At 40.6% G+C, this 25,004-nt stretch carries 16 protein-coding genes; 7 read left to right on the top strand and 9 right to left on the bottom strand.

The features are described from left to right. Positions 1-115: 115 nt before the first annotated feature. A complete protein-coding gene (amt, locus tag GLIP_RS03020; protein WP_008843095.1) occupies positions 116-3,172 on the bottom strand; it encodes an ammonium transporter in 3,057 nt (1,018 codons plus the stop codon). 238 nt (positions 3,173-3,410) lie between these two features. After that, positions 3,411-4,364 carry a hydrogen peroxide-inducible genes activator gene (locus GLIP_RS03015; protein ID WP_008843094.1) on the bottom strand — a complete coding sequence of 318 codons (954 nt, stop codon included), beginning with the start codon at positions 4,362-4,364 and terminating at the stop codon, positions 3,411-3,413. 146 nt (positions 4,365-4,510) lie between these two features. Here GLIP_RS03015 and GLIP_RS03010 point away from each other — a divergent pair, with 146 nt between their 5' ends. Together GLIP_RS03010 and GLIP_RS03005 are read left to right on the top strand one after the other, a co-directional pair. Beyond that, complete coding sequence (locus tag GLIP_RS03010; RefSeq protein WP_008843093.1) at positions 4,511-5,155, top strand: carbonic anhydrase; 645 nt, start codon at positions 4,511-4,513, stop codon at positions 5,153-5,155. Between the two features lie 21 nt (positions 5,156-5,176). After that, positions 5,177-6,835: a SulP family inorganic anion transporter gene (locus GLIP_RS03005; RefSeq protein ID WP_008843092.1), complete on the top strand. Its 1,659-nt coding sequence runs from the start codon at positions 5,177-5,179 to the stop codon at positions 6,833-6,835. Positions 6,836-6,895: 60 nt separating this feature from the next. Here the strand turns inward: GLIP_RS03005 and glyA are convergent, their stop codons facing one another. Then, complete coding sequence (gene glyA, locus GLIP_RS03000; RefSeq protein WP_008843091.1) at positions 6,896-8,149, bottom strand: serine hydroxymethyltransferase; 1,254 nt, start codon at positions 8,147-8,149, stop codon at positions 6,896-6,898. A 150-nt stretch (positions 8,150-8,299) separates the two neighbouring features. Between glyA and GLIP_RS02995 the strand changes: the two genes are divergently transcribed. Continuing rightward, positions 8,300-9,154, top strand: coding sequence for a LysR family transcriptional regulator (locus tag GLIP_RS02995; protein WP_008843090.1), 855 nt, complete (start codon positions 8,300-8,302; stop codon positions 9,152-9,154). Between the two features lie 156 nt (positions 9,155-9,310). On the opposite strand, the gene GLIP_RS02990 is transcribed toward GLIP_RS02995, so the two are convergent. The 3 genes from GLIP_RS02990 to GLIP_RS02980 all read right to left on the bottom strand — a co-directional run bounded on the left by GLIP_RS02990 (position 9,311) and on the right by GLIP_RS02980 (position 15,477). Further along, on the bottom strand, positions 9,311-10,909 hold the full coding sequence (locus tag GLIP_RS02990; protein ID WP_008843089.1) for an amidohydrolase: 1,599 nt from the start codon (positions 10,907-10,909) through the stop codon (positions 9,311-9,313). 105 nt (positions 10,910-11,014) lie between these two features. After that, positions 11,015-12,616: an amidohydrolase gene (locus tag GLIP_RS02985; RefSeq protein WP_008843088.1), complete on the bottom strand. Its 1,602-nt coding sequence runs from the start codon at positions 12,614-12,616 to the stop codon at positions 11,015-11,017. A gap of 32 nt (positions 12,617-12,648) precedes the next feature. Then, entirely contained in the window at positions 12,649-15,477 is a 2,829-nt protein-coding gene (locus GLIP_RS02980; protein ID WP_008843087.1) for a TonB-dependent receptor plug domain-containing protein, read from the bottom strand. An 857-nt stretch (positions 15,478-16,334) separates the two neighbouring features. On the opposite strand from GLIP_RS02980, the gene GLIP_RS02975 reads away from it, so the two are divergent. Both GLIP_RS02975 and GLIP_RS02970 read left to right on the top strand, forming a co-directional pair. Then, entirely contained in the window at positions 16,335-17,846 is a 1,512-nt protein-coding gene (locus GLIP_RS02975; RefSeq protein WP_008843085.1) for a DUF4397 domain-containing protein, read from the top strand. A 132-nt stretch (positions 17,847-17,978) separates the two neighbouring features. After that, entirely contained in the window at positions 17,979-19,673 is a 1,695-nt protein-coding gene (locus GLIP_RS02970) for a DUF3466 family protein (RefSeq protein ID WP_008843083.1), read from the top strand. A 169-nt stretch (positions 19,674-19,842) separates the two neighbouring features. Here the strand turns inward: GLIP_RS02970 and GLIP_RS02965 are convergent, their stop codons facing one another. Further along, positions 19,843-21,288, bottom strand: coding sequence for a hypothetical protein (locus tag GLIP_RS02965; RefSeq protein ID WP_008843082.1), 1,446 nt, complete (start codon positions 21,286-21,288; stop codon positions 19,843-19,845). Positions 21,289-21,534: 246 nt separating this feature from the next. Here GLIP_RS02965 and GLIP_RS02960 point away from each other — a divergent pair, with 246 nt between their 5' ends. Both GLIP_RS02960 and GLIP_RS02955 read left to right on the top strand, forming a co-directional pair. Next, positions 21,535-22,050, top strand: coding sequence for an NUDIX hydrolase (locus GLIP_RS02960; RefSeq protein WP_008843081.1), 516 nt, complete (start codon positions 21,535-21,537; stop codon positions 22,048-22,050). 166 nt (positions 22,051-22,216) lie between these two features. Beyond that, positions 22,217-22,936, top strand: a complete 720-nt coding sequence (locus GLIP_RS02955) for a substrate-binding periplasmic protein (RefSeq protein WP_008843080.1) — start codon at positions 22,217-22,219, stop codon at positions 22,934-22,936. A gap of 30 nt (positions 22,937-22,966) precedes the next feature. Here GLIP_RS02955 and GLIP_RS02950 read toward each other — a convergent pair whose 3' ends face one another. After that, positions 22,967-24,472, bottom strand: coding sequence for an Hsp70 family protein (locus GLIP_RS02950; protein ID WP_008843079.1), 1,506 nt, complete (start codon positions 24,470-24,472; stop codon positions 22,967-22,969). 215 nt (positions 24,473-24,687) lie between these two features. Continuing rightward, positions 24,688-24,990, bottom strand: a complete 303-nt coding sequence (locus GLIP_RS02945; protein ID WP_008843078.1) for a cupin domain-containing protein — start codon at positions 24,988-24,990, stop codon at positions 24,688-24,690. Between the last annotated feature and the right edge of the window lie 14 nt (positions 24,991-25,004).

The following is a 25,004-nucleotide window of genomic DNA, read 5'->3' as shown; positions in this document are numbered from 1 at the left end:
AGCGTAGGAGTTTTAGTACATTTGATAAAAACGAAGTTTATATTCTATTTTTTTAATTAACGTTGGAGCGCATAGATGATGACGTTTAATCATTTTTTGCCTTTATGATGACTTTTTAAGACACTGAAAGCGCTTGAGGCTGGTTTAATAAGTGATGAATATGCTTTGCCTCTTGTGGTAAATGAAAATAGTAACCTTGATATAATTGGCACCCCATTTTTTGTAACGTTTTAAATTGTGATTGGGTTTCTACCCCTTCTGCCACTGTCAACAAACTCAAATTTTTAGCCAAATTAATGATAGTTGCGCATATTTCTGCATCTTCGGTTTTCGAGTCACATTCATTTACAAATGAACGATCAATTTTAAGAATATCTAAAGGAAGTTTTTTAAGGTAACTTAAAGAAGAATACCCGGTTCCGAAGTCGTCAATTGACACTTTTATATGCAGTGCTTTTAACTGATTCAGTACAGCAATGCAGTTTTCTATATCTTGTATTAAAATACCTTCGGTTATTTCAAATTCTAAATATTCACCGTTAATACCATGCTCAGTTAGTTTCTTTTCTACGTGTGCAACAAAATCCTCCGCAACCAGTTGTCGACCGGAAATATTGATAGCAATCGGTACCACTCTTGAATCAAGATCAATCCATTCACTCAACTGCCCTAACACTTTATCAATCATAATTTCACCGATTTGCACGATAAGATTGCTTTGCTCAGCAATAGGGATAAACTCTTTGGGTGAAATCAGACCTAATTCTGGCTGCTCCCACCGAATTAACGCTTCTAAGGAAACCACGGTTTTATCTGCCTTTACTTTAGGTTGATAGGCAACGCTAAATTCATCTTTTTCTATGGCTTGTTTGATTCTTCTTTCCAAACTCACTTCTTCTTGGGCTTTTTGTCCCATTTTCTCAGTATATAATTTGAAGTTATCACGGCCGTGAAACTTAGCGCTGTACATTGCAATATCGGCTCTTTGTATCAACTCATCGGTTTCTATGTCACCGTTTACAGAGATAGCCACACCTATACTGGTAGCTATTTGATAGTTTTTTCCGTTGAGTAAAATAGGTTCTCGCATAACGGACAGAATATTTTCTGCTTTTCGAGTTATCAGAGCTTCAGTCAAATCTCCCGTCATTACCACGATAAATTCGTCCCCTCCTAAACGCGCAATAACATCGTTTTCTCGACAGGCGGTCTTTAATCGCTCCGCTACTTGGCACAATAGAAAGTCGCCGGTTTTATGTCCTAGGGTGTCGTTAATTTTTTTGAATTTATCTAAGTCCAAGAAAAATAGCGCTATGATGCCAGAAGACTTTTTGGCTCTGGCTACTTGAAAGTTTAATTCTGATACCAAATGCGTGCGATTAGACAAATGCGTTAACGAATCGTGATAGGCGAGAAAATTTAACCTATTCTTAATTTTTTGCTGTTGTGTCACATCTCTTAAGTGCAGTGTAAATTCGTTATTTTGACCATTGTTTAGTTTACTAATTGTAATTGTCACTTCAGCTGGAAATGTCTGGCCGGCAGCACGTTTTAACATTATTTCTCTGCGTCGATTTAGCACGAGTCCACTGGCATCAACAAACTGCAACTTTAAACTTTGATTGAATTTTTGGATGTCTTTATCTAACGCAAAGTTATTGATAAAACTTTGCTGCACCACTTCTGCCTTTAAGCAACCAAATGTTCTTTCAGCTGCGGGGTTAAACTCGATGATATTGCCTTGCCAGTCAATTGAAATGATGCAATCCATTGATGAGTCTAAAATGGCACTCTTTCGCTTTTCACTTATTTTGAATTTACTAATGGCACTTTCACGTTGTGCCATTTCTTTAGATACTTTGCTAATAACTTCATTATATTTGCGCGCAATTTGCCCTACTTCAGTAAAGGGCTCTTCTTTTACTTGGAGTGTAAAATCGCCTTTATTTTGGTGGGTTTGCATATCATCTAATAAATCGATCAACTCAGTTGACGCTTGATGCTCACTAATATTTAAACCTGTTAGCTCATCTTCGCGAGACACGCGTAAGGGGGAGAATTTATTAACCCATTTAAGAAGTAAAAAACAACAAATGAAGCTAAACAATCCAACCACAATGATGCCGAATACTTGCACTCCTAGCTGACTTAGAAAACTCAATCCAGTCCCTAGTTTTTCCGGATCACCAAACAACGCAACAGCGATAGTTCCCCACATACCAGCAAATAAATGAGCGGGAATGACTCTTAGCGCATCGTCTAATTTCAAATAGTCCATAAGCTCGGTGCCATAATGCACAATTAAGCCTGAAACAGCACCTATCACTGCCGCTTCTGCGGGTGAAACCGCATGACAGCTTGCTGTAACCGCAACCAGCCCGGCAATAATACCGTTGAGGCTTGCCCCCATATCAACAAACCCTTGGCTTTTATGATGTATAAGAGTTGCGATTAAACCGCCCCATATCGCCGCAAGACAGGTATTAAGAATGATAACCGGCACTTTTGCATCAAACACTAAAGTGCTTCCACCATTAAAACCAAACCAACCGAACCAGATTAATAGGGTGCCCATGGCTGCCATAGGCAAGTTGCTACCTGATGGAAATTTCGTATTTTTTTTAAATCGGTCAATCCTTGGCCCAACAATTAACACACTTGCCAAGGCAACCCACCCCCCGACAGAATGCACAACCGTAGAGCCTGCAAAATCAATGAAGCCCATTGCTTGTAACCAACCGGAGTTGTCAGGGTTATAGCCACCAGCCCAAACCCAATGTCCTACAAATGGATAAATAAAAGCACTAAGTATGATGGTTATGTACATGTAGCTAGAAAAACGTGCGCGCTCTGCAATAGCGCCGGAAGTAAGTGTTGCGGCTGTGCTACAAAACATCATCTGAAATAAGAAAAAGGTAATTTGTGTAGCGGCTTTATCTTCACCAAAAACAAAATCACCTACACCAAACCAACCATTAATACTCGGACCGAACATAATGCCGAAACCAAATAGCCAGAAAATGCCCGCCGAAACGATAAAGTCACCGATATTTTTAGCGGCTACATTGATACTGTTTTTACTGCGAGTTCTACCACTTTCTAAGCATAAGAAACCTGCCTGCATCAAAAACACAAGCATGGCAGAAAATAGCAACCAGAAATTGTCTGTCAAACTAAGACCTTATGTACAACCACGACAGAATAATATGTGCAGACTGTGCAAGTTTTATTCCCGCTAAAACCCTCGCAATTACGAGGTTTCGAGTAAACAGAAGTAGCTTTGCGCACACCTATGGTGCAATTCACGCACAGCGATTATGCAATTACTATAATTGCACCATCGTGGGGTGTTTAATCGGCCAACTAATAAATGACTACTAGTATTTCTTCGTTCGGGGAGGGTAATAGCACTAACGTATGCTTTCTTTACTTACGGTGACCGCATTGGCTAACTTCTCTTCAATTATGTCTCGAAAAAGCTGCCCTAATTCTCGGAAGAAAACGCGACCAGGTGCAGTGTTACGCCAAATTAAATGGTGCAATCTTGTTATGGGCGTATCTAGCAGTTCGCACACGTGCAATTCATCTGGGCGATGCAACTCAGAATGAATATAAAGCCCCGGTAAAAACGAGACGCCAACGCCCATCACCACCATTTGCCGCAATGTATCTAAACTCGTGCCTTCGTAATCTCGGTGTAAATGTGCACCAATTTGAGCACAGATAGTTTGTACTTGATGATGAAAATGATGACTGTCTTCCAGTGTAAGAACTTTTTCTCCTTGAATATCTGATGGGTTGACAAACTCCTGCCCGGCTAATGCATGATCACTAGGCATCACTAATTTTAAAGGCTCAGTAAACAATTCAGACACAATAAGTTGAGACGATTCGCGTGTTGAAGGGGAGATAATTAAATCATAGTCGCCACTTAATAATCCTTCTTCGAGTTGCTGTGTAGATCCTTCTCGAACATAAAACTTTAATTGGCTAAAACGCCTGTGCAATTCCGGCAAGACAAACGGCAAAAGATATGGCCCCAACGTTGGCGGAATGCCCAATCTATAGGTTGTAGTAGTGCCATCAATCAACTCGCGAGCAGAGTCGTTAAACCGCTGTGTGGCGCGTAAAATCGCTTCAGCATGAACAAGTAACGCATGCCCCTGCGGCGTTAGCAGAGTGCCACTTCGGTTACGTTCAAATAAACTTAGCTTTAAATTCTTTTCGAGGCTTTGAACTTGAATAGTTAACGTGGGCTGACTGACACCTAAAGATTGAGCTGCTCGCCGGAAACTGAGCTGCTTAGCAACGGCTACAAAATATTTAAGTTGATTAATTGATGGCGATTTATTGTCCGAAATCATATTACATCCTGTCGATACTAAAAAAGCAGCCTGATAGAGGAAATCTATCTCGACATAAACTATACTTCTATATAGCTATCAGGTAAAACTAATTTCGACGTCATTTAAAGAATCATTTAATTAATAATTTTATAGGAGCGACTTTTATGGACCACGTAATCTCTGGAGTGGCAAAGTTTCAAAAAGAAGTCTTTCCTGGCAAGAAAGCAACTTTCAAAAAACTAGCTAATGGACAAAATCCTGAGGTGTTATTTATCACCTGTGCGGATTCTCGTATTGACCCAAACCTAGTTACGCAAACTGAGCCAGGTGAATTATTTATATGTCGTAATGCAGGTAACATAGTTCCTCCGCATAGCAATCAAACGGGCGGCATGACCGCATCAATAGAATTCGCTGTTGCCGCATTAGGCGTTTCACATATCGTTGTCTGTGGTCATACAGATTGTGGTGCGATGAAAGGTGCTATCAATCCTGAAGGTTTGGACGAATTACCACATGTGAAAGAATGGTTAGGTCATTGTCGTTGTGCTTCTGCGGTAGTTAAAGAAAAATGCGGGGAGATAGGTTTAGAGCATTTAGACATGCTAACAGAAGAGAATGTTGTACAACAATTACAACATCTTCGCACTCACCCAGCAGTAGCCGCTAAACTCGCCAGTGGACAGGTTAAACTGCATGGTTGGGTATATCATATCGAAAGCGGTAGTGTACTTTGTTACAACTCTACAAGTGGCAAGTTTGAACCAATGGATCAAGTCTATGCGGAAAGTAAACTGACTTCAGCATAAAAACCACTTTGGAATCGTGATATGAAATTAGATTTATCAAATCTACGTGGCGATCTTACTGGCGGTATAACCGCCGGTATCGTTGCTTTACCTTTGGCGTTAGCCTTGGGTGTTGCCTCAGGCCTTGGCCCTATGGCCGGATTATACGGCGCTATAGCGGTTGGCTTTTTTGCAGCTTTGTTTGGTGGTACACCTTCACAAATATCGGGGCCTACAGGTCCAATGGTTGTGGTTTTGGCTGGCCTCTTCGCTAGCTTATCAGGTAACGCTGAACTGATATTTACCGCGGTTGTTTTAGCCGGACTGCTTCAAGTTGCATTTGGGTTTTTAGGCGTCGGTCAATATATTCGACTTGTGCCCTACCCTGTTATTTCTGGATTTATGTCCGGTATAGGCGCGATCATAATCATTCTTCAAATAGGACGATTATTAGGTCATGAGCCACCAGGCGGCACCATTGGTGCGCTAAGTTACTTACCAACAGCATTAGCAGATATAAACTTCGCAACCTTAATATTAGGTGTTGGCACTTTGGTTATTGCTTATAAATGGCCACCTGCCTTGGGCAAGTTTGTTCCAGGAGCATTAGCAGCTTTAATAATTGGAACCTTAGTTAGTTTTGCGTTTACCAATATTCCGGTATTGGGAAATATTCCAACTGGCTTACCTAGCTTACATTTACCCGTTTACGAACAAAGTCAATTTTTCATTGTAATTGAAGCTGCATTCATACTTGCAGTATTAGGTGCAATCGACAGCCTGTTAACGTCACTAGTCGCTGACAACATGACTCGTACCCGTCACGACAGTAATAAAGAGCTTATTGGACAAGGTATTGGTAACACGGTTGCTGGTCTTATCGGCGGAATCGCCGGTGCTGGTGCTACCATGCGTACGGTTGTAAACATTCGTAGCGGTGGTAAACAACGCCTTTCTGGTATGGTTCACGCACTTGTATTACTTGCGGTCGTGTTAGGTTTAAGCCCGTTAGCAGCAAATATCCCGCATGCTGTACTTGCTGGTATTTTGGTTAAGGTTGGTCTCGACATTATTGATTGGAGCTATTTAAAACGTGCTCACAATGGTCCGAGATGGGATTTCGCACTTATGTTACTGGTATTGGGTCTTACTGTATTTGTAGACTTAATTACCGCAGTAGGTGTAGGTGTGGTTTTGGCCGCGTTAGCTTACGTACGTCAAATCGCACAAATTCAAATCGAAGATTTGAAAAAAATACCTGAAATCCTTAACGATCCAGAAGAAAATGCGCTTCTTAAACAAACTAAAGGGAAAGTAAGTATCTTTAGCTTTGGCGGCCCATTGAGTTTCGGAGCAGCGGCTGATGTAGGTCACCACGTTCGTGAAAAGGTCAAGCCGGGTTCGCAAGTTCTGATAATGGACTTCACGCGCGTACCAAGTGTTGATGTTTCAGCAGCAATGGCCGTTGAAACCGTCGCAACGGACGCGAAGAGCTCAGGAAGAAAACTACTGATATGTGGAGCAAATGACGAAATTAAGGCGGTGTTAACTGGCATTAATGCTGCGCAAGCTGATGTCGAATCGTTTGATAATTTGTTAAGTGCGCTAGAGCATGCTGTAGTGATTATTGGTGAACAAGAAAAAGCTTCTTCTAAAAAACTAGCTTCAAAGGCTGTATCTAATAATCCGCCAGCTAAGTAGTTACGTTTTTTAACGCTAAAAAAGCGCGCCTTAGGAATTATTCTTAAGGCGCGTTTTTATTTAAGCGTAAACTGGAAATTCAGACGTTAACTTAGCCACGTTTGATTTAACTTGTTCACTCACATATGCATCTTCAGGGTTATCAAGTAAATCACACATCCAATTCGCTAAATCAGACACATGCGACACTTTAAATCCTCTCGAAGTTACAGCAGGTGTACCAATACGAATGCCACTGGTAACAAAAGGTGATTGTGGATCATTCGGTACGGTGTTTTTGTTAACCGTAATATTCACCGCCCCCAACAACGCGTCAGCTTCCTTTCCTGTCATTCCTCTTGCGATGAGATCAACCAGAAACAGATGATTGTCTGTACCGCCAGAAACCACCCCATATCCACGCTTTAAAAACACCTCAGCCATGGCCTGAGCGTTATCTACAACCTGTTGTTGATAGGTCGTAAACTCAGGTGCTAACGCTTCTTTAAATGCCACTGCTTTGGCAGCAATAACATGCATCAGTGGACCACCTTGAATACCAGGAAAAATCAGTGAATTAAACTTCTTTTCAAGTTCAGGGTTTGATTTACACAAAATCAATCCGCCGCGCGGTCCACGCAACGTTTTGTGGGTTGTCGTGGTTACAACATCGGCAAAGGGTACAGGGTTTGGATAAAGACCGGCAGCAACTAAGCCTGCCACATGCGCCATATCGACAAACAAATATGCGCCAACACTTTGTGCAATGTCCTTAAACTTTTGCCAATCGATGACTCTAGAATACGCAGAAAAACCGGCTACAATCATTTTCGGTTGATGTTCTTCAGCCAACGCTGCAACTTGTTGATAGTCTATCTCACCAGTATCTGTGTTTAAGCCATACTGTACGGCATTATATAGCTTGCCTGAAAAGTTAGGTTTAGCGCCATGGGTTAAGTGCCCACCGTGATCTAAACTCAAACCCAATATCGTATCGCCAGGCTTAAGTAGTGCCATATATACTGCGGCATTTGCCTGCGAACCCGAATGTGGTTGAACATTTGCATAGTCAGCATTAAATAGTGTTTTTGCGCGTTCGATTGCGAGTGTTTCTGCTTTATCAGCAAATTCACATCCACCGTAATAACGCTTGCCGGGATAACCCTCAGCATATTTGTTGGTCAGCACACTGCCTTGTGCTTCCATCACCGCTTTACTGGTGTAGTTTTCAGAAGCGATCAATTCAATATGCGCTTCTTGGCGATTTGCTTCATCTGCGATGATGTCGAATATCTCAGAATCTGTCGTGTTTAGCGGGTTATTAAGTAGCATCATTATGTATCCATTGCGTTTACGGAAACTCTATGCTAGAACTACCAAAGCAATAAATAAAATTAATAATAAAAATGAGCTCATAAAAATTTAATATGGCTTGAACAGGGCAATTTATTTAATTTTGCCAATACACTTTATAGGAGTGAAGCCATGAAAAATTTGTCGGTGGATTTTCTACGGTCATTTGTAACAATCGCACAAACGGGCAGCTATACATTATGTGCAGAGAGACTTAAGCGTACTCAGCCAGCAATAAGCTTGCAAATTAAAAAGCTCGAAGAAGTCGTGGGTGAAAAGCTTTTTCTACGAGAAGGAAATCGATTAACGCTAACTTTGGCAGGCAGCAAACTGCTAGAATTCGGCATGAAAATCTTGATGCTTAACGATCAAGCCATGGCAGAATTTGGTAAACCTCAAGTTAGCGGTAATATCAAACTGGGTATTCCAAGTGAGTTTTCTACCACGTTAATGCCTAAAATTATCCGGCGATTTACGCAAACTTATCCAGAAGTTTCTTTAGAAGTACACTGCGCACTAAGTAAAGATTTAGTTTGTGAACCTTTGAAAAGCCAATTTGATTTAATTTTATCGTTGCAAGAAGATGCCGATCCTGAGCAGGAAGGCTTTATCATCACTGATCAACTTGTTTGGGTCGGTAGCCAAAGGTACGTGAATAAAGTACCCAATAAATTGCCACTGATCGCAGCCCCTGCCCCTTGTATTTATCGAAAAAGAGCAACCAATCTATTAGCTAAATGCAAAAAGCAGTGGCAAATTGTGTATACCATTTCGGATTTAAACGGGATACAAGCGGCAATTAACGAAGATTTAGGCATAACAGTTTTAGCTAGAAGTACAGTACCTCCTGGACTTTTTGTACTACCGCCACAAGCTGGCCTACCGGATTTAGGTCATATTGGTGTGTGCTTGCTTAATCCACAAAAAGTACGTTCAGAAGCGATAGAGTTGCTCGCAAAAGATATGATTGCGCAACTGGCAATTTAATTCGAGTCGTCCAAAAAAAAGCACCACAAGGGAAACCTTGGGTGCTAGAAGTTGCTCCAAGGAGCACACACATGAACTCAATTTTATATTATTATTTAACTCGTGATTCTGCATCAGCCGCTCCTTACTGCAAAGCTTCTGCAGACCTCAAGTTATTTATTCTTGCGTTTTTAACGTCGGATATGTCACCCCAAGCTGTTCCAGATAAGTATCGTACTTCTCTGGATCATAATAAAAAGGTTTCATCTTTTCGCGAAACTCGCTCATGATCTCTTTGTTTAAATGAATTTGCGGTTTGTCTGTATCTCGCAAAAACGATTGATATTTCATATCTTTAGTTTGTACATTTTCGAAATAATCATTTACCTCAGCCATTAGCGCAGGATCAGTAAATAAATCTATCATCGTCATAGCATGCGCTTTTGCACCGGCAATAATGCCCTTATGCGCTATCGGCGTTGCCATAGCTACTGCGTTTGACCAATGATGCCCCGGTAAGTTGGGAATGTTTGATGGATATGACAACCACATAGACGGCACTACCCAAGAGATATCACCCATGTCATCTGAACCACCACCTGTCATTTTTTTAGGATCAGGCGGAGCGATTACAGGCATGAGCGTATCTGCTAACCCAATCTCCTCTGCGCCAATTTCTTTTTGCACAGATTTAGCTAATAAAATGTCTTCTTCAGACCATTCAGGCATACCCACCTTTTGAATATTTTCAAACGCTCGCATCGCCATAGGTTTGTTATAATGTCCTGGCCAAGCTGTGCCCATAACAGTCGAATCCCACCGGGTGTCTGTCATCAACGCGGCGCCTTCGGCCATTTGGTTACCGACTTCCCAAAGTGCTTTTACATGGGGATAGTCTAATTCTCTAAAGTAATACCAAGATGTAGCTTTAGAAGGGACAACATTAGGTTGGTCACCGCCATCCACGACAACAGAGTGCGTTCTCTGTGCCAAACGTAAATGTTCACGTCGGTAATTCATGCCGACACTCATCAGTTCTACTGCGTCTAACGCACTTTTACCGCGCCAGGGAGCTCCGGCACTATGTGCTGATTCACCATAGAAATTGTATTGAATTGACACCATACCTGAGAAAAAAGGGTTTCCATAAAAAGTCCCAAAACGATTTCCTACATGAGAATACAACACGGCATCTACATCATCGAAATACCCTTCTCGCACGTAATAGGCTTTGGTGGCGAGCTGCTCCTCGGCAACGCCAGGCCATAACATAATTGTTCCTTCAATATTATTTTCAGACATATATTCTTTTAATGCCATTGCAGCAATGATATTTACCACTTGCCCTGAATTATGCCCTTCACCATGACCCGGTGCACCTTCAACAATTGGCTCATGATAGGCCACACCGGGTTTTTGTGATGCTTTTGGTATACCGTCTAAATCCGTACCTAATGCAATAACGGGTTTACCTGATCCCCAGGTCGCGACCCATGCAGTAGGGATACCTGCTATACCTTGTTCTATCTTAAAACCTTGTTCTGCTAAATGTTTTGTCAAATAAGCAGAAGTTTCAATTTCTTGAAAACCAAGCTCAGCAAATGAAAAAATCATGTCATTCATGACTTGAGCTAGTTTTGCTTGTTTATCAACTGCCGCAGCAACCTGCTCTTTTGCAGTTTCACGCTGTGCGTCTGTGTAGGTGGTGGCTGATATGCCGTGAGAGAAAAATAAGCCAAGCAATACCAAGCCTGCCTTTTTATTGATATTTAACATTTTGAAGTGCTCCGAAACTTTCGCCGAAAATGCGCATTAATAATGGCTAACGTTTGTGTTAAATGATTCATTGGCAGCGCGTTGACTGCCAATGAATGTTTTGTGTTATGGCTTTTTAACTGTGGGATATTCGATTCCTAGTTGTTCAAGATAGGTATCGTACTTTTCCGGGTTGTAATAGAACTTTTCCATTTCCGCTTTATAGGTCGCCATAATGCCTTTGTTTAGATGAATCGCAGGTTTATCTTTTGGACGTAATAAAGGTGTGTACTTATCTTCCTTGGTTTGCACCTCTTTGTAATAGTCCCAAGCAGCATCCATCAACGCATCGTTGGTCAACAAATCGAATAGGTTCAATGCCTGTGCTTTAGCACCAGCAAGAACGCCTTTGTGTGCAATGGGTGTTGCCATAGCTACTGAGTTAGACCAATTGTGCCCCGGTAAATTAGGGATATTTGCCGGATATCTCAGGGTGATGGTTGGAACTTGCCAAGAGATATCACCGATATCATCAGAACCACCACCAGTATTTTTCTTTGGATCCGGCGGATCAGTTAACTCATTGAGTTCTGTTTTAAGTCCTTCTGGCTCTACACCAATTTCAGATTGCAGTGCTTTTGCAAGCGCTATATCGTCTGCTGACCATTCAGGCATGCCAACCATTTTGATATTTTCGTAGGCGTTTTCAGCTATCGCTTTGTTCATATGCTGAGGCCAAGCAGACCCCAACACAGTTGATGACCACGATGTATTACTCATCAAGGAAGCGCCTTCAGCCATTTTGTCACCAATTTCCCACAACGCCTTGATATGCGGAAAATCAGTTTCCCTAAAGAAATACCAAATACTGGCTTTTGAAGGCACCACGTTAGGTTGATCGCCACCATCGACAATGATCGAGTGCATACGTTGAGATAGGCGTAAATGCTCGCGACGGTAATTGACGCCAACACTCATGAGTTCAACCGCATCCAGCGCACTTCGTCCTCGCCAAGGAGAGCCTGCACTGTGCGCTGATTCTCCGAAGAAATCGTATTGCACAGAAACCAGACCGTTACCTCGCCCGGCCCCCCAACTCGTACTAAAGCTGTTAGATACATGGGAAAAAAGCACCGCATCTACATCTTTAAAATATCCATCACGAACATAATATGCTTTAGTTCCCAATTGCTCTTCTGCCACGCCAGGCCATATCTTTATGGTGCCTTTGATGTCATTTTTTTCCATGAACTCTTTTACTGTCAGGGCTGCAACTATATTCACAACTTGACCGGAGTTATGGCCTTCACCATGACCCGGTGCACCTTCAATGATAGGATCATGATAGGCCACCCCTGGCTTCTGTGACGCCTTGGGTATGCCATCAATATCAGAACCTAGCGCAATGACAGGACCGCCATCCCCCCAAGTTGCCATCCAAGCAGTAGGAATTCCAGAAATACCGCGTTCAATGGTAAATCCATTGTCTTCCAGAATTTTGGTTAGGTAGGCAGAGGTTTCAAATTCTTGAAACCCAAGCTCACCGAAACTAAAGATCATGTCATTCATAACTTGCACTTGCTTAGCCTTTGCCCCGACTGCATCAATCAATGACATTTTAGCTTGCATACGCTCGACTTGAGACATATCTTCAAACGCGCTGGCTGAGAACGTCAGCGAGGTCATTGCTAATCCAATAAAGGTATTTAACACCTTGCGTTTAAACATATTTCTATCCTTTTTAAACAGGTTGTTTGTCATTACATTTGTACTCTAAAACCAACTTTGAATTGACGACCTAACACGTCATACAGACCGCGATTGGTTTCTAGATAGCCAGGACGGTTTTCTGATCCCTGGAATGCAGGAAAAGCAACCATTTGTGGATCAGTGTCAAACAAGTTACGAATTGTCAGATAAAATTCAGCTTCAGAATCATCGCTAAAATTAAATGTTTTAGCCGCATATAAGTCGAAGAGCACTTCGCCATCTACGCTGTTGTCATTGATGGTGTAGTTAGGAGCTACACTTTCTGGGCAACTAGACGTACATTCAATGTAAGCATTACTCAATACGCCGTCACTAACCCCGCGAGCTGTAAGATTAAGAGTTAAATCTTCGATGTCGTAGGTTACCGTTGCGCGATATTTCCAATCAGGTGTGCTTGATGCATTCGAGCCTGCTTCATCGATTGCCGTCACACCATTATCTGTAATACTTTCTAGATAATTAGTGGCTAGGAATCTAAGTTTAAATGCCCCTGGTGCATCATCGAAAATATCTGCTAAATCGAAGGAATAGGTTAAGTCGTAATCAACGCCTTTAGCCGTCATTACGTTAAGGTTATCGTACAAAAGATTAATCGTTTGCAACGTACCTGAATCATCATAAATCATGTTGTCACAGTATTTTTGCACTGCAAATTCAACACAGAATTCGGCAGTAGTATCTGCTGTTACGAAGCTAATAATACCGTCAATTTCGACTTCATAATAATCAATCGCTGCTGAGAAGTTTTCTAAAAAGCTAGGACGTAAAATCACACCTAAACCTAATGAATCAGCCTCTTCTGGAGCAACATTTGGATTCCCTTGTAAGTTCTGCACCATAGGAACAGATTCGCCATTGATGGTTACCGAGTTGCTTCGTGCAGTACCCGCAGCGTATAACTCACTTAGGTTAGGAGCTCGAATATCTTTTGACTTTGTTAAACGTAACGTCACGTCTTCAATAGGTTGATAGGTTAAGCCTGCTTTCCAAGTAGTTACTCCACCCGACGTACTGTAATCGGTATAACGTACCGCGCCATTGAAATCTAAATCATCCGTTAAAGGCACTAGGGTTTCTATATATCCTTCGATAACGTCATAGTCACCTTGGGTTACTTTGTAGTTACCGTATTTCCAACCACTTGAATATTGAGAGTCAACGTATCCATCCATTTCTTCTTTGCGGTATTCAGCACCAAAAGCAATGGAGATAGGACCAGCCCAGCCCTCAAAATCACCTGTGTTAAAGTTAATCGCTGCCACGTTTTGAATGAATTCTTGCTCACGACGTGGGCGGCCTAACACATAATCTAACGCTTCATCACTTGCTACACCAACACCAAAACGGTTCAGCGCAACACAACCATTGCTTGGGTCACTTAGTGTAGAACGACAGACAATTTCACCACTTTGTGGATCTAAAACCGCATCAGTGGCCAAGGTTAAACGTTCATTGTTGAAAGTTGGCGTCATATGCTCATCGGTTTTTGTTTTGCCGTGCTGATAATAAGCATCCCAATTGAAAAACTTACCACCGGCTTCAAACTCTCCGTTAGCGCCTAAAACTATACGCAAGGTATCACGGATGTTGTTTGCCCCTGACGCTGGCATATCCACGTTACTAGTATTTAAACTGAAACTATCGAGACCCTGGTCAGCCATTTGAGTGGCAACCGAATCAGGTAAAAATGCATTATCAGCGTAAATGGTGACGCCTTTGGAAGTAGGATTGATGTAATATGACAATCCTTCATATTCAGCGTAAGAACCTTGTAGGTATACTTCAGTTTCGCCAAACATGTAGCTTAATCTGGCAAACATGTTGTTGCGTTCTTCGTCTGCTGCTAGCGAGTTAGTACCTAACATCCCTGATGTGGAATATTCCCAATCTCCACCTTGCATCCATTGACCAGATACATCACCGAAAGCCAATTGGTTTACTGCACCATCAACGCCAAAATAGGTACCATACATTGGACCAGACGCAATCATGCCACCCGGGGTATAGTTAGAAATACCAATATTTTCATCGACTAAAAAGAATGGGGATCCTTCACTAGTGTCAGGGTTTATCATGCCAACAAAGCCCTTTTCAGCCCAGTCGCGAGTAGTGTAATGAATTCCGTTAGCGGAATAATATTCACCACTGAGCAAAAGGTGACCTGCACCATCTGCTAACTCTGTCCCGTAGGTTAAAACAACCTTTCCGTTTTCTCTGTCACCGTAAGTTGTTTCACCATATTCAACCTGTGATTTAAAACCGACGTATTCTTTATCCAAAATAAAGTTAACTACACCACTGATCGCATCTGAACCATAAACAGATGAAGCACCACCGGTAACAACTTCAACATTTTTAATTAGAGACTGAGGAAATGTGTTGGTATCTACTTGTCCGGTGGAAGCTGACACGACGTTACGTTGGCCATCGAACAAAACCAGTGTTCGTCCAGTACCTAGCGCCCGTAGATTTAATGCGGCAATACCAGAAGCACCGTTACTTAAAGATCCAGATGATGTGGAAGCGGTTGAACTCCCTGTTACAGATGGCAAGGTATTCACAAATTCGGCAACGCTGCCGGGTGAAAACGCGTTTATATCATCTTCAGTCATAATTGTTACTGGTGCGGGTGTATCATATCCGTCCCTAGCAACACGAGACCCTGTAATTTGTATAGACTCCACCTTGGAATTGTCATCTAAGCTATCTAATTCACTTGCGTCTTCCTGAGCAAGAGCAGTATTCATGGCCAACATGGAAGATATTAATGCGGCTAAGTAAGTTACTTTATGCGTGTTTGATCCAATGGGGCTTTTCATGTGTTCTCTCCTGTACAAAGGATGTAATAGTTGTTTTTATTTGTTGATGTTGTTGCGATTAAAAACGTTAATGCATCGATCGCTTTTAGTTCGTTGCGAATTACTAAAAGCACAAGTCGTACCTAAAACATTGATTTAAAAAAAATTAATCAGATTAAATAATTAAGAGCGGAACACGGAAAGAACAAACGAGCGGAAAAACAGTATAATTTCATAGACTTAAACAGCATAAAAACATTTTATTTACAACATGTAACATATAATTAATTCTTATACTATTTTGTAAAACTCAATAATAAAAATTAATATTTTTTAAAATACATAAAAATAGCTTATGCAAAAATAAACTTCATTTATGCATTCTTTGCACTCGCACTATTTCGATGCACATAGCTTGAAAAAAGCGTTATTTTTAAGCAGCCGTATTTTAAATTACCCGAAACAGTATGATAAACATCCTAATTTTTCATAACTGATATGATGATATTGTCTAAAAGCGTTATTTTAGTAACCAAATGAAATAAAAAGTATTCGACTTTAGCAAAGTCATTATTGCATTAGACACCATGCTAGACAGCGGCCAACTTGACTATTACGTAAATATTAATGCATAAAACACCGCATATTTATTCAACACTTTTCTGCTTTGCACCAATTTGGAAGTCACTCAACACATTAACTCTCGTTGCAATTTGCGATTCGTAACAATTCATCCCAGTTCGTAAAGTTTCTGTAAAGAGGGATGGTAGTGCTGAACTTACCAAAACTTGTTTAGGTCACAACCGCCACTGTGAGATACCAAATCGCTTGTATTTGGAATCTCACTTTTCCTAACAATTATTAAAAGTGGAGATTCCATGACGTTCAGTACAACATGCCCAAAGTTAGTTAACTTTCGTTGGGTTTACACAGGTTTAGTCCTTTTAACCATTGCAGGCTGCGGCTCGAGTGGCGATGACAGTTCTGGTTACATTAAATTCTATAACGCCTCTTCTAATGCACCTGGGGTATACCTGACGGTTGATGAAGATTTAGATAATGATGACGATGATGAAATTGAATTGACTTACAGTGCGGTGGAGTTTTCTAAAGTAAGTGCAAACAATGAGTTAGATACTGGCAATTATTATGTTGAGTTAGCTTGGCAAGATGAAGAGAGCAGTGACAGAAGTGATTTAGAATTAATCTATCAAGAACAGCTCAGCATTAATTCAGATCATATTACGTTTATTGCCTTAACTGGAGACATTCGAGCATCTGAAACACTTGTTTATGACATTGAAATCATTGATGACGACGACGATGAAGATGACGATTTATTTAATTTACGTTTCCTAAACCTGCATCCCGATTACCAATCTGTCGATGTGTATCTGTCTGCTGACAACGAAACCTTCAATGAAGCAGTATTTGTTAACACTAGCTATCTCTCGGAATTGTCAGAAAACATAAAGATGGATCAAGATCAGTACATTTTCTATCTAACCGAAGTTGGCAGTGACGAAGTAATCTTCACCTCCACTGACCAATCCTACACAACCGTCAGTCAGTACGTAATTGTATTGCGTGAAAATACAGGTGTTGGCTCATCACCGTTTGCCATCGATAGTATTGGTACAAATGGCGTTACATTACTTAACGATGTGGATTCAGAAGCAACATTTGGCTTTTATAATGCAGTATCTTTGAGCGAGTACTTACCTGACTATCAAGGATACATGAATGTAGATGTTAAGCTAAACGACATTTCACAAGTCGTTATTGAGGCACTAGAAACTGGTGAGTTTAGTGTTTCCACGACCACGTCTAATGGGGATTATGGATTTTATGTAAAAGATACCAATACTCAGGAAGTGTACATTAGCGACGCACTTCTTAGCTTAGAAGAGAACGCCGATAGCACTATCTTTATCTACAGCAAAATAGATCCAATTGACGATGATGAAGACAATGATATAGACGAAAACAGTGATGGAATTGTAGATGGATATGAGGCAACTATTAAGTCACTTACCATTACCAAAAGTAATAGTGCGAGCATATATAATCACGGTATAAAAATCGTCAATTTAGCCGATTCTGACGACTTCAGTCGTGTCACCTTTTACTTTGTATTAAATGATGAAATTATCTCTACTGCAGAGAATAAACTATCTGTTCTTCAAGATAGCAGCGGCTCATTGTCATTACTCAACAACACTTACGATATTTTTGCCATTGCCACTATTGATGGTACGAGCGTCATCATGGATAGCATGACAATGACGTTAGATGAAGATAGCGTCGAGCAGTTTCTCATTTTCGAGCAGAACGATGCTATGCCTTCTGGCTACCAAATGACTTTAGTCAATCAAAAATCCGACGATTAATTTCACTTAATCTCGCGAGCAACATTAAACGAACAATTCTCTACACCGGCACAGCTTATAGGTGCCGGTTGAGGGATAGTGCGTCCAAAATTTACGCGAGAAGCAGTTAAAACCTTATAAACAGGAAATTCCATGAAAAAAATCTCACTTGCACTAGTTGTGTCATGTTCGATTTTGTTTGTTTCAAATAGCAATGCTGCGCAATATAAGGTAGTTGTATTACCTGTGGCTGCATTAGGTGATAACTCCTATCCTAGCGACATTAACAGCGTAGGTGAAATAACCGTCAACCTAATCAACAAATACTCTCCTGCAATTGATATTGCACTTTTAGACTTCGATACCATCGCTGACTTCCTTACTGATTTGGAATCAGCAAAAGTTGGCGATTTTAGTGATGAAGATTATGCAACTGTGTATAGCTATATCCAGGCCAATGCCGAGAATCAATTATTCCAACAAATTACCTCTCAAAACGGCTTTATCGCCACAGAGTCCGACAGCGAACAAGTATATGGTTTTGATAGCATTGATTCGTTAACTGACGAATACACCAACAGCGCGTATGTTAATTTACGTGCAATAAATGATTTTGGCTATGCGGTAGGTGTGAGCTACGACGGGTTTTATAAGGTAGATTATATTAACCAAGACATTGATGAAATTACCTATGTAGTCAATGATTTTTACGTTCGAGGATTTGCTGCGATTGATGGGGAGTCAGTTCCTCTGCCCCCACCTGAAACCAGTGCGGGCGGATTAAGTGATGCTTATGATATTAATAACAGTAATCAAATCGTGGGTTACGGTACAACTGAGTTAGTTTCTGATACGTTTGCTCAAAGTATCGAAGATTGCAGTGATGAAGAAAGTCGTGCTGACGTGCCACAAGAGTCCTGTTTACGAAGCTTAAGCATTCAACTAAACGCAAGCGCGTCGTCACTCGTTCAACGCAGAGGTATTATTTGGCAAGTTGATGAACGAGGCAATGTGACTGATACCTTTGTGTTACCGATGTTAATAACCCCTGACAGCAGCGATACAACTATATATTCAAGTACGGCCGTGGCAATAAATGACTTCGGCATCGCCGTAGGACAATCTCCAGATTATTATCTGGATTCAACCTCGTTAACGACGTCCGCAGCGATATACAATGATGATCAAGTGACAACGATCAATGAAGACGAACTAGTGTACTCAAGTACCGCGACTGATATAAACAATGACAACATCGTTGTGGGTAACGCTTCTAAAGCTGTCAATGGTTCGATATTAAACAAGTTTTTTGTTCACGATATGGATGCCGATCTCACCGAATACCCCGATGATTTTTATACAGAGGGTAATAGCTATGCAACCGGCATTAATAACCAAAACATGGTTGTCGGTTATGGTGATTCTGAGCTCACCACATCGGGAACCAGTCGAACAGGGGCGTTTTTGTATGATTATCGAAATGATATTTTCAACCAAATTAACACGCTTATTGAATGCAATAGTCAATACAATATAGTGGAGGCCCACGCAATTAATGACGACAACGTGATTGTTGCCACGGCGACTGTTACCGAAGCGGTCCGAAATCTATCAGGTGAAATCGTCTATGATGAATACGGTGCTGAGACCACAACCACCCACTATGTAGCAGTACAGTTAGAACCTATTTCCGGTGGTTCAATTGACAATTGTGACGCCTTAGAAGCAGATGTATTGCGCCAAGGTGGAAGTGTTTTTTGGTTGTTAGTGATTGTTCCAGTTGGGCTTCTGCGACTGATTTCACGGGATAAATCCCGCGCTACAGACATTGTTTTTTTTAGGCATTAATCAAAAGAATGTAGGTGGGGCGTTAGCCCCGCGATAATTGCCAACCATTCGCGCGGTAAATCCCGAGCTATAAATCATTGTTTTTATTAGGCAATAACCAAATAGATGTAGGTGGGGCGTTAGCCCCGCGATAATAGCCAACCATCGGCGCGGTAAATCCCGGGTTAGATCAATGCATTTGTCTTAAATTTTCTAGTAATGGCGCAGGGATCCGTTTTTTAAAAAGTTCGTTTTCCGACTCCATTGTGACTTGTTCTCGAAACTCCGCCATCAGCTGAGGGATACTATCTACAAAGTCCTGCAAATAATGCTTATAGGATTTATCTTCAATTAATAATTTAGCTTTAAACAATAGCGACATTTCATCGCTCATTTGATCAATTATTTTTTTTGTTGCACCACGATCTTCAATCGCAGCTTGAATTTGCGTAGCTAAAGAATTTTGCTCCGCGTTTTCTATAAATGGAACCAGTTCAAGCGCTTTGTATGCGTATTTTGGCATCGCATCGCCGCCATTGACCACAACGTTAAATACTTCTTGCAGTGAATGTACTACTGCATCCACTGGATATTGGAGTTGGTTATTTTGCTCAAAATCAGCACTTAACTCTGTGGAGTCCGGCAAGCTAAACAGTTGCTTATCGCTACGTAAAATAAATTCATTACCAACACTGTTGGTTACTTTTGTGCCACCTAGGTAACCATCTGTATTGTGCAGTAATTGCGTTAGCGCACCAGACAGACTAGTACCTTCTTCACGATCATCAGAGTCCGTGACTAAATCAATGTCATAATAAGAAACGAATCGGTCTATTTGCGAACGGGGAACACGTAAATGCCCAGCTGAAAAAGCATCGGTGAGAAAATGATCTGCATAGCCGTTGGTAAAAAGCGCCAAATCAATCATTTGCTGCTTAGTTAATTTAATAAAATAACGTTGTGAAAACGCTCTGCGCGGGAACAATTTAGGTAATTTACGATACTTCGATTTTAACTTTTCTCGATAACCTGAACTTTCAACTTCTTTCCATAAAATTGCTGATTTAGCTTCACATTGTTGCGCATTTTCGAGCCATTGATCATCACTACATTTTAAATAGGCAAGTTTAGCGAACCACAATGCTTTTGTATGAAATTCAACATACTTTTTAATATTGTGCCACGCAAAATGGGTGTAATTATCATGCGCAAGCGTCAGGTATTTTAATTTCTTTTTAGCAAATACAAGGTCACTACAACCTGAATATACTTTATCATTATAAATTGCTTCTATCTCAATATTAATACAGTTTTTAAGGCTATTTCGATTTCGCCCGAAAAAGCCGTTTAAAATAATGGGATCACTCAGCGCTATTTCTTCCACGCTTACATACATATCACCCGACATAGCAACGACCTGCCCATAGTTAAATGGCATATCGGTTTCGAGGTTTTTGAGCTCATTTTTTGGTGTGAAGGTGGGGTGAGTAAATGTCGATTTTTCAAACGCTAAATTACCAATTAATGCATGCTCTCCACCATCAAAAGCAAACATGTAGCGACTAAAAATGACACTTAAAAAAATAACAGCTAATTTTGCCGATTTTGGAAAATAGGCAAAAAACGATTCAAGCACAAACAACGTCCTTATTTTATTACTAGTAGTGGAATTAAACTGTTCTCAGCCATTCTAACAGATTCCAAACTCGCCATTCAAACCTAGGCCGCTATATTAGGATTCTCTCAATTTTTATATTCGTAAACATAAAGCACAGATAATATCATCGCGCATATAGATAAACCCGCCAATTACGAAGCTTTGCTTTGACTAATACTTAGGGAAAACCGATACTCTGATAATTCATCAATTAAATATTAATTTATGTTTCCTTATTGCCCACAATGCAAAAGTGCAAAAATAAACTTTGATAGTCAACGCTATTGGGTTTGCTCAGATTGCGATTTCGTTTATTTTCACAATACTGCCGCAGGAGTAGCAGCAATAATTCGTTACGAAAACGAATTATTATTTACTGTTCGCGCTAAAGAACCAGGCAAAGGTAAACTAGACTTACCAGGTGGTTTTGTGGATTACCATGAAAGTCTAGAGCAAGGCTTGAGTAGAGAGTTGGAAGAAGAACTAGGGCTCATTATCCAGCCCTCTCAATGGCGCTACTTTTGTTCTTTCCCTAACCAATATTTGTATAAAAAAATTAACTACCAAACGATTGATAGTGTGTTCATTTGTCATTTGACCGAAAAGCCTAAATTAAACTTAGAAGCACATGAAATTTCAGACGTTAATTGGCTTGATATCGAGCATGTAAAATGCAGTGAAATGGCTTTTCAGTCTTTAGCTAAAGCGGTAGAAAACTTCATACAGGATATCAATACTTAACGACGTTGGAATATAAATGGGAGTAATGTCACAGAACGTCCATATAGGAAAACGAATAGCTTAATTATGACAGCATTTTTAGCTCCCTTACGAAAGACTAATTGCCCTCAACATTGCCAGTTGCTACTCTCTTACTTACACTCTAAGTGCGTAGAATGAATAGGTCATGAATAAGTTTCTTATTTTTTCAATTTTTATAACTGTTCTTTTGAATTCAGAGTTAGTTTTGGCTGAGGAACAACAATCACGCAAAATACGTTGCGCAACAACTCACTACCCACCTTTCACGATATTTAGTCATGAAAACAAAGAACTAGGCTGTTTAGATACAGACGCAATAAACGCCCTCGCAACGCACTTTAACTGGAAGATCAGAATTGATAATATTCCGTGGGAACGACTGAAAAAAACGCTCGGTAAGAATAATTATGATTGTTACTTTTCGATGGCGGATCAACCTTACCGACGCGAACATGTAAACTATACAACGACCCCACTACATGTAACACAATATGGACTATTTACTTTAAAATCAGAGTCAGAAAAACCAATTAAATCCTATGCGACCATGCGTGGAATTTCTGCCCCACAAAGAATGAAAACCCATTTTAAACTTGAGAACTTGCCAGAGGTTAAAGCCAACAATATTGCGATTCTTGTAGAGTTGCTATTAAAAGGCAGAGTAGACGCCATTGTCACAAATGCCGATGTGGGTATGTATGAATTTGAGCTTCACGGCGCTAAGAATGAGGTAAATCGCGCAATCTACCCCCATTATAAATTACCTGTTTATCTCGTTTTCAGTAAGCATGTCAAAGATATTGATATACTAAGTGTCAATCAATTTTTAGAACAACACATGAGAAAATCTAAAGAAAACCAATAATTTAGATTAAATAAGAAAAATGAATCACTTCTAATTTGTTAATTTACTTGCCTGAATAGCTAACCCCTCACATACCGAATTAAATGCATCTCCTTGCATTAGAGGTAAGTCAGGTAGCATGATTTCTTGTAGCTCTTTTTTGACTATGGGAGACAAGCTCATGCCACCGGTGATAAACAACATTTCTGGCGCTTCATTACTATTTTCTAAGCACTGCGAAACCAAACGTTTTACTCTGCGCAACCAGCTTTGCATAGAACGATTCAAATCGTCCAAGTTAATGTTCACATCATAATCTGCTTCAATGTAATGAAGTGGCAAGGTTACTTCACTTTTGCTAGACAACAATTCTTTAGCAAGGCGAGAAGAATTTACTAATCTGGCAGATAGCTTTTGCTCCTGAACCACCAACAATCGTTCTAATAGCTTAGGCTCTTTAGTAATCGACATGGTTTGCGCGATTTCCAATCCATAATCATCCGAAAAGAAATGGTTGAGCTTGGAAATATCATCCACTGCGCACATGTCTGAAAAATAGGTAGGAGGAATAGGTAACCCACTTTGGGTCAATAAGTTTTGTCCCATTGTCGGTGCTATCGTTTTAACAATCAGGTTCTTATCGCATTCCATACCACCCAATCGAGTACCGGTGACAGCCAAAACATCTTGCTGTCTATTGAGGTTGTTTCGTTTATCCGGTGACAATTTAATACAACAAACATCGGTGGTGCCACCACCTATATCAACCACCAACACATTAGTGGGTTTACTTAAACTACGTTCAATCTGGTATGCAGCAGCAATAGGCTCTTCGAGAAATTCAACATGTGAAAATCCAGCCATTTTTGCGGCTTCAGACATAATTTCTATGGCTTGATTGTTACCAGCTTCACCTCGTGTACCATGAAACTTTACTGGACGACCAATCACCGCTGTATCAACGCTTGTTTGCAATTGGTTTTCGGCACTGTGTCGAAAGAATGCTAATTGTTTAGCAATAATACCGATGAAAGCTTGTTGCTGACCTGCAATTAAATTTGCACCTAAGAAGTTTTTTGGTGAATAAATCAGCCTACCTTTATCGGGCATGTTTAAATAGCGTTTAAAACCATCTTCACCAAAAGCAAACTTGCCAGTTTCCACCAGTTGTTGCAAAGACAAATCTTGTACAGTCATGTCTTTCAATAAAATTTGAATGGCTTTGCGTTGTAACGCAGGGAGGTTATGTAGTTCAGCGCGTAAATCATCGATTTTGTCACTGTATATGCGCTGCTCTCTGGGATCGACAGCGTCGTAATAACCTTGTTTGGCTTTGTCAATTTGATCGTTAATCGCACGTTTAATTTGCGCGACTTTTGCCTCTATAATTGGTGCTGGCGGTTGAGGCAAGTCTTCTTCGTAATAGATAAACACTGAAGAACGAATTTTGTTAGCAGCATCAAGCGCGGGATCAAGTTTAATGAAATGATGTTGTTCACCATCAAAAAAGACTACTTCAGAGTTAGAAGTCCCGTAATCTATGCCTATAGCTGCCATTTATGCCCTACACTAACCAAAATAAAGTCGCGGATTGTAAAATAAAAATACCGCTAAATCATTAAGTTTAGTGTCGCTTAGACAAATTCTACCTTATGCCGCTGACCAATATCTGGCATATGGCTCAAATCTTCTGGCATTTGCTTTACGCGATCATTGATTTCTTGAAAAAAGTGATGGGAATGACTTGGCGATTCAAACGCTATTAATAAACCTTATTCATCAGATAACCCTTTAAATGCATGTACGTGATTAGCCGGTACCAAAGCGTAATCTCCTGGGCTAAGTTCGGTAACAGTTTCACCTAAAAGTAACTCAACTTGCCCTTTGAGCACATAAAATGCCTCATCCCAAGGGTGTTTATGAGGGGGTGCTCCTAGTCCTTTTGGTACGGTATTGAGCATACTGGAATATCGTCCTTGTGTGTCGTCTGACGTGCACAAAAATTTTAATTCCATGCCTAATACCGCTAACCAACCTTCATCACTAGCATGTTTAATTAATGGTTTGGTTTGCATCGCTAATATCCTTT

It is taken from the genome of Aliiglaciecola lipolytica E3 (assembly GCF_000314975.1).
GTDB classification, from domain to species: domain Bacteria; phylum Pseudomonadota; class Gammaproteobacteria; order Enterobacterales; family Alteromonadaceae; genus Aliiglaciecola; species Aliiglaciecola lipolytica.
This window is presented reverse-complemented; position numbering and strand designations above follow the sequence as displayed.

What these genes read in the sequence shown, in the direction of transcription:
- GLIP_RS02980 (WP_008843087.1), bottom strand. Translation starts at nt 15,477, where the DNA reads ATGAAAAGCCCCATTGGATCAAACACGCATAAAGTAACTTACTTAGCC.
- GLIP_RS03010 (WP_008843093.1), top strand. Translation starts at nt 4,511, where the DNA reads ATGGACCACGTAATCTCTGGAGTGGCAAAGTTTCAAAAAGAAGTCTTT.
- GLIP_RS02975 (WP_008843085.1), top strand. Translation starts at nt 16,335, where the DNA reads ATGACGTTCAGTACAACATGCCCAAAGTTAGTTAACTTTCGTTGGGTT.
- GLIP_RS03005 (WP_008843092.1), top strand. Translation starts at nt 5,177, where the DNA reads ATGAAATTAGATTTATCAAATCTACGTGGCGATCTTACTGGCGGTATA.
- GLIP_RS02960 (WP_008843081.1), top strand. Translation starts at nt 21,535, where the DNA reads ATGTTTCCTTATTGCCCACAATGCAAAAGTGCAAAAATAAACTTTGAT.
- GLIP_RS02995 (WP_008843090.1), top strand. Translation starts at nt 8,300, where the DNA reads ATGAAAAATTTGTCGGTGGATTTTCTACGGTCATTTGTAACAATCGCA.
- GLIP_RS02985 (WP_008843088.1), bottom strand. Translation starts at nt 12,616, where the DNA reads ATGTTTAAACGCAAGGTGTTAAATACCTTTATTGGATTAGCAATGACC.
- GLIP_RS02955 (WP_008843080.1), top strand. Translation starts at nt 22,217, where the DNA reads ATGAATAAGTTTCTTATTTTTTCAATTTTTATAACTGTTCTTTTGAAT.
- glyA (WP_008843091.1), bottom strand. Translation starts at nt 8,149, where the DNA reads ATGATGCTACTTAATAACCCGCTAAACACGACAGATTCTGAGATATTC.
- GLIP_RS02945 (WP_008843078.1), bottom strand. Translation starts at nt 24,990, where the DNA reads ATGCAAACCAAACCATTAATTAAACATGCTAGTGATGAAGGTTGGTTA.
- GLIP_RS02950 (WP_008843079.1), bottom strand. Translation starts at nt 24,472, where the DNA reads ATGGCAGCTATAGGCATAGATTACGGGACTTCTAACTCTGAAGTAGTC.
- GLIP_RS02970 (WP_008843083.1), top strand. Translation starts at nt 17,979, where the DNA reads ATGAAAAAAATCTCACTTGCACTAGTTGTGTCATGTTCGATTTTGTTT.
- GLIP_RS03015 (WP_008843094.1), bottom strand. Translation starts at nt 4,364, where the DNA reads ATGATTTCGGACAATAAATCGCCATCAATTAATCAACTTAAATATTTT.
- GLIP_RS02990 (WP_008843089.1), bottom strand. Translation starts at nt 10,909, where the DNA reads ATGTTAAATATCAATAAAAAGGCAGGCTTGGTATTGCTTGGCTTATTT.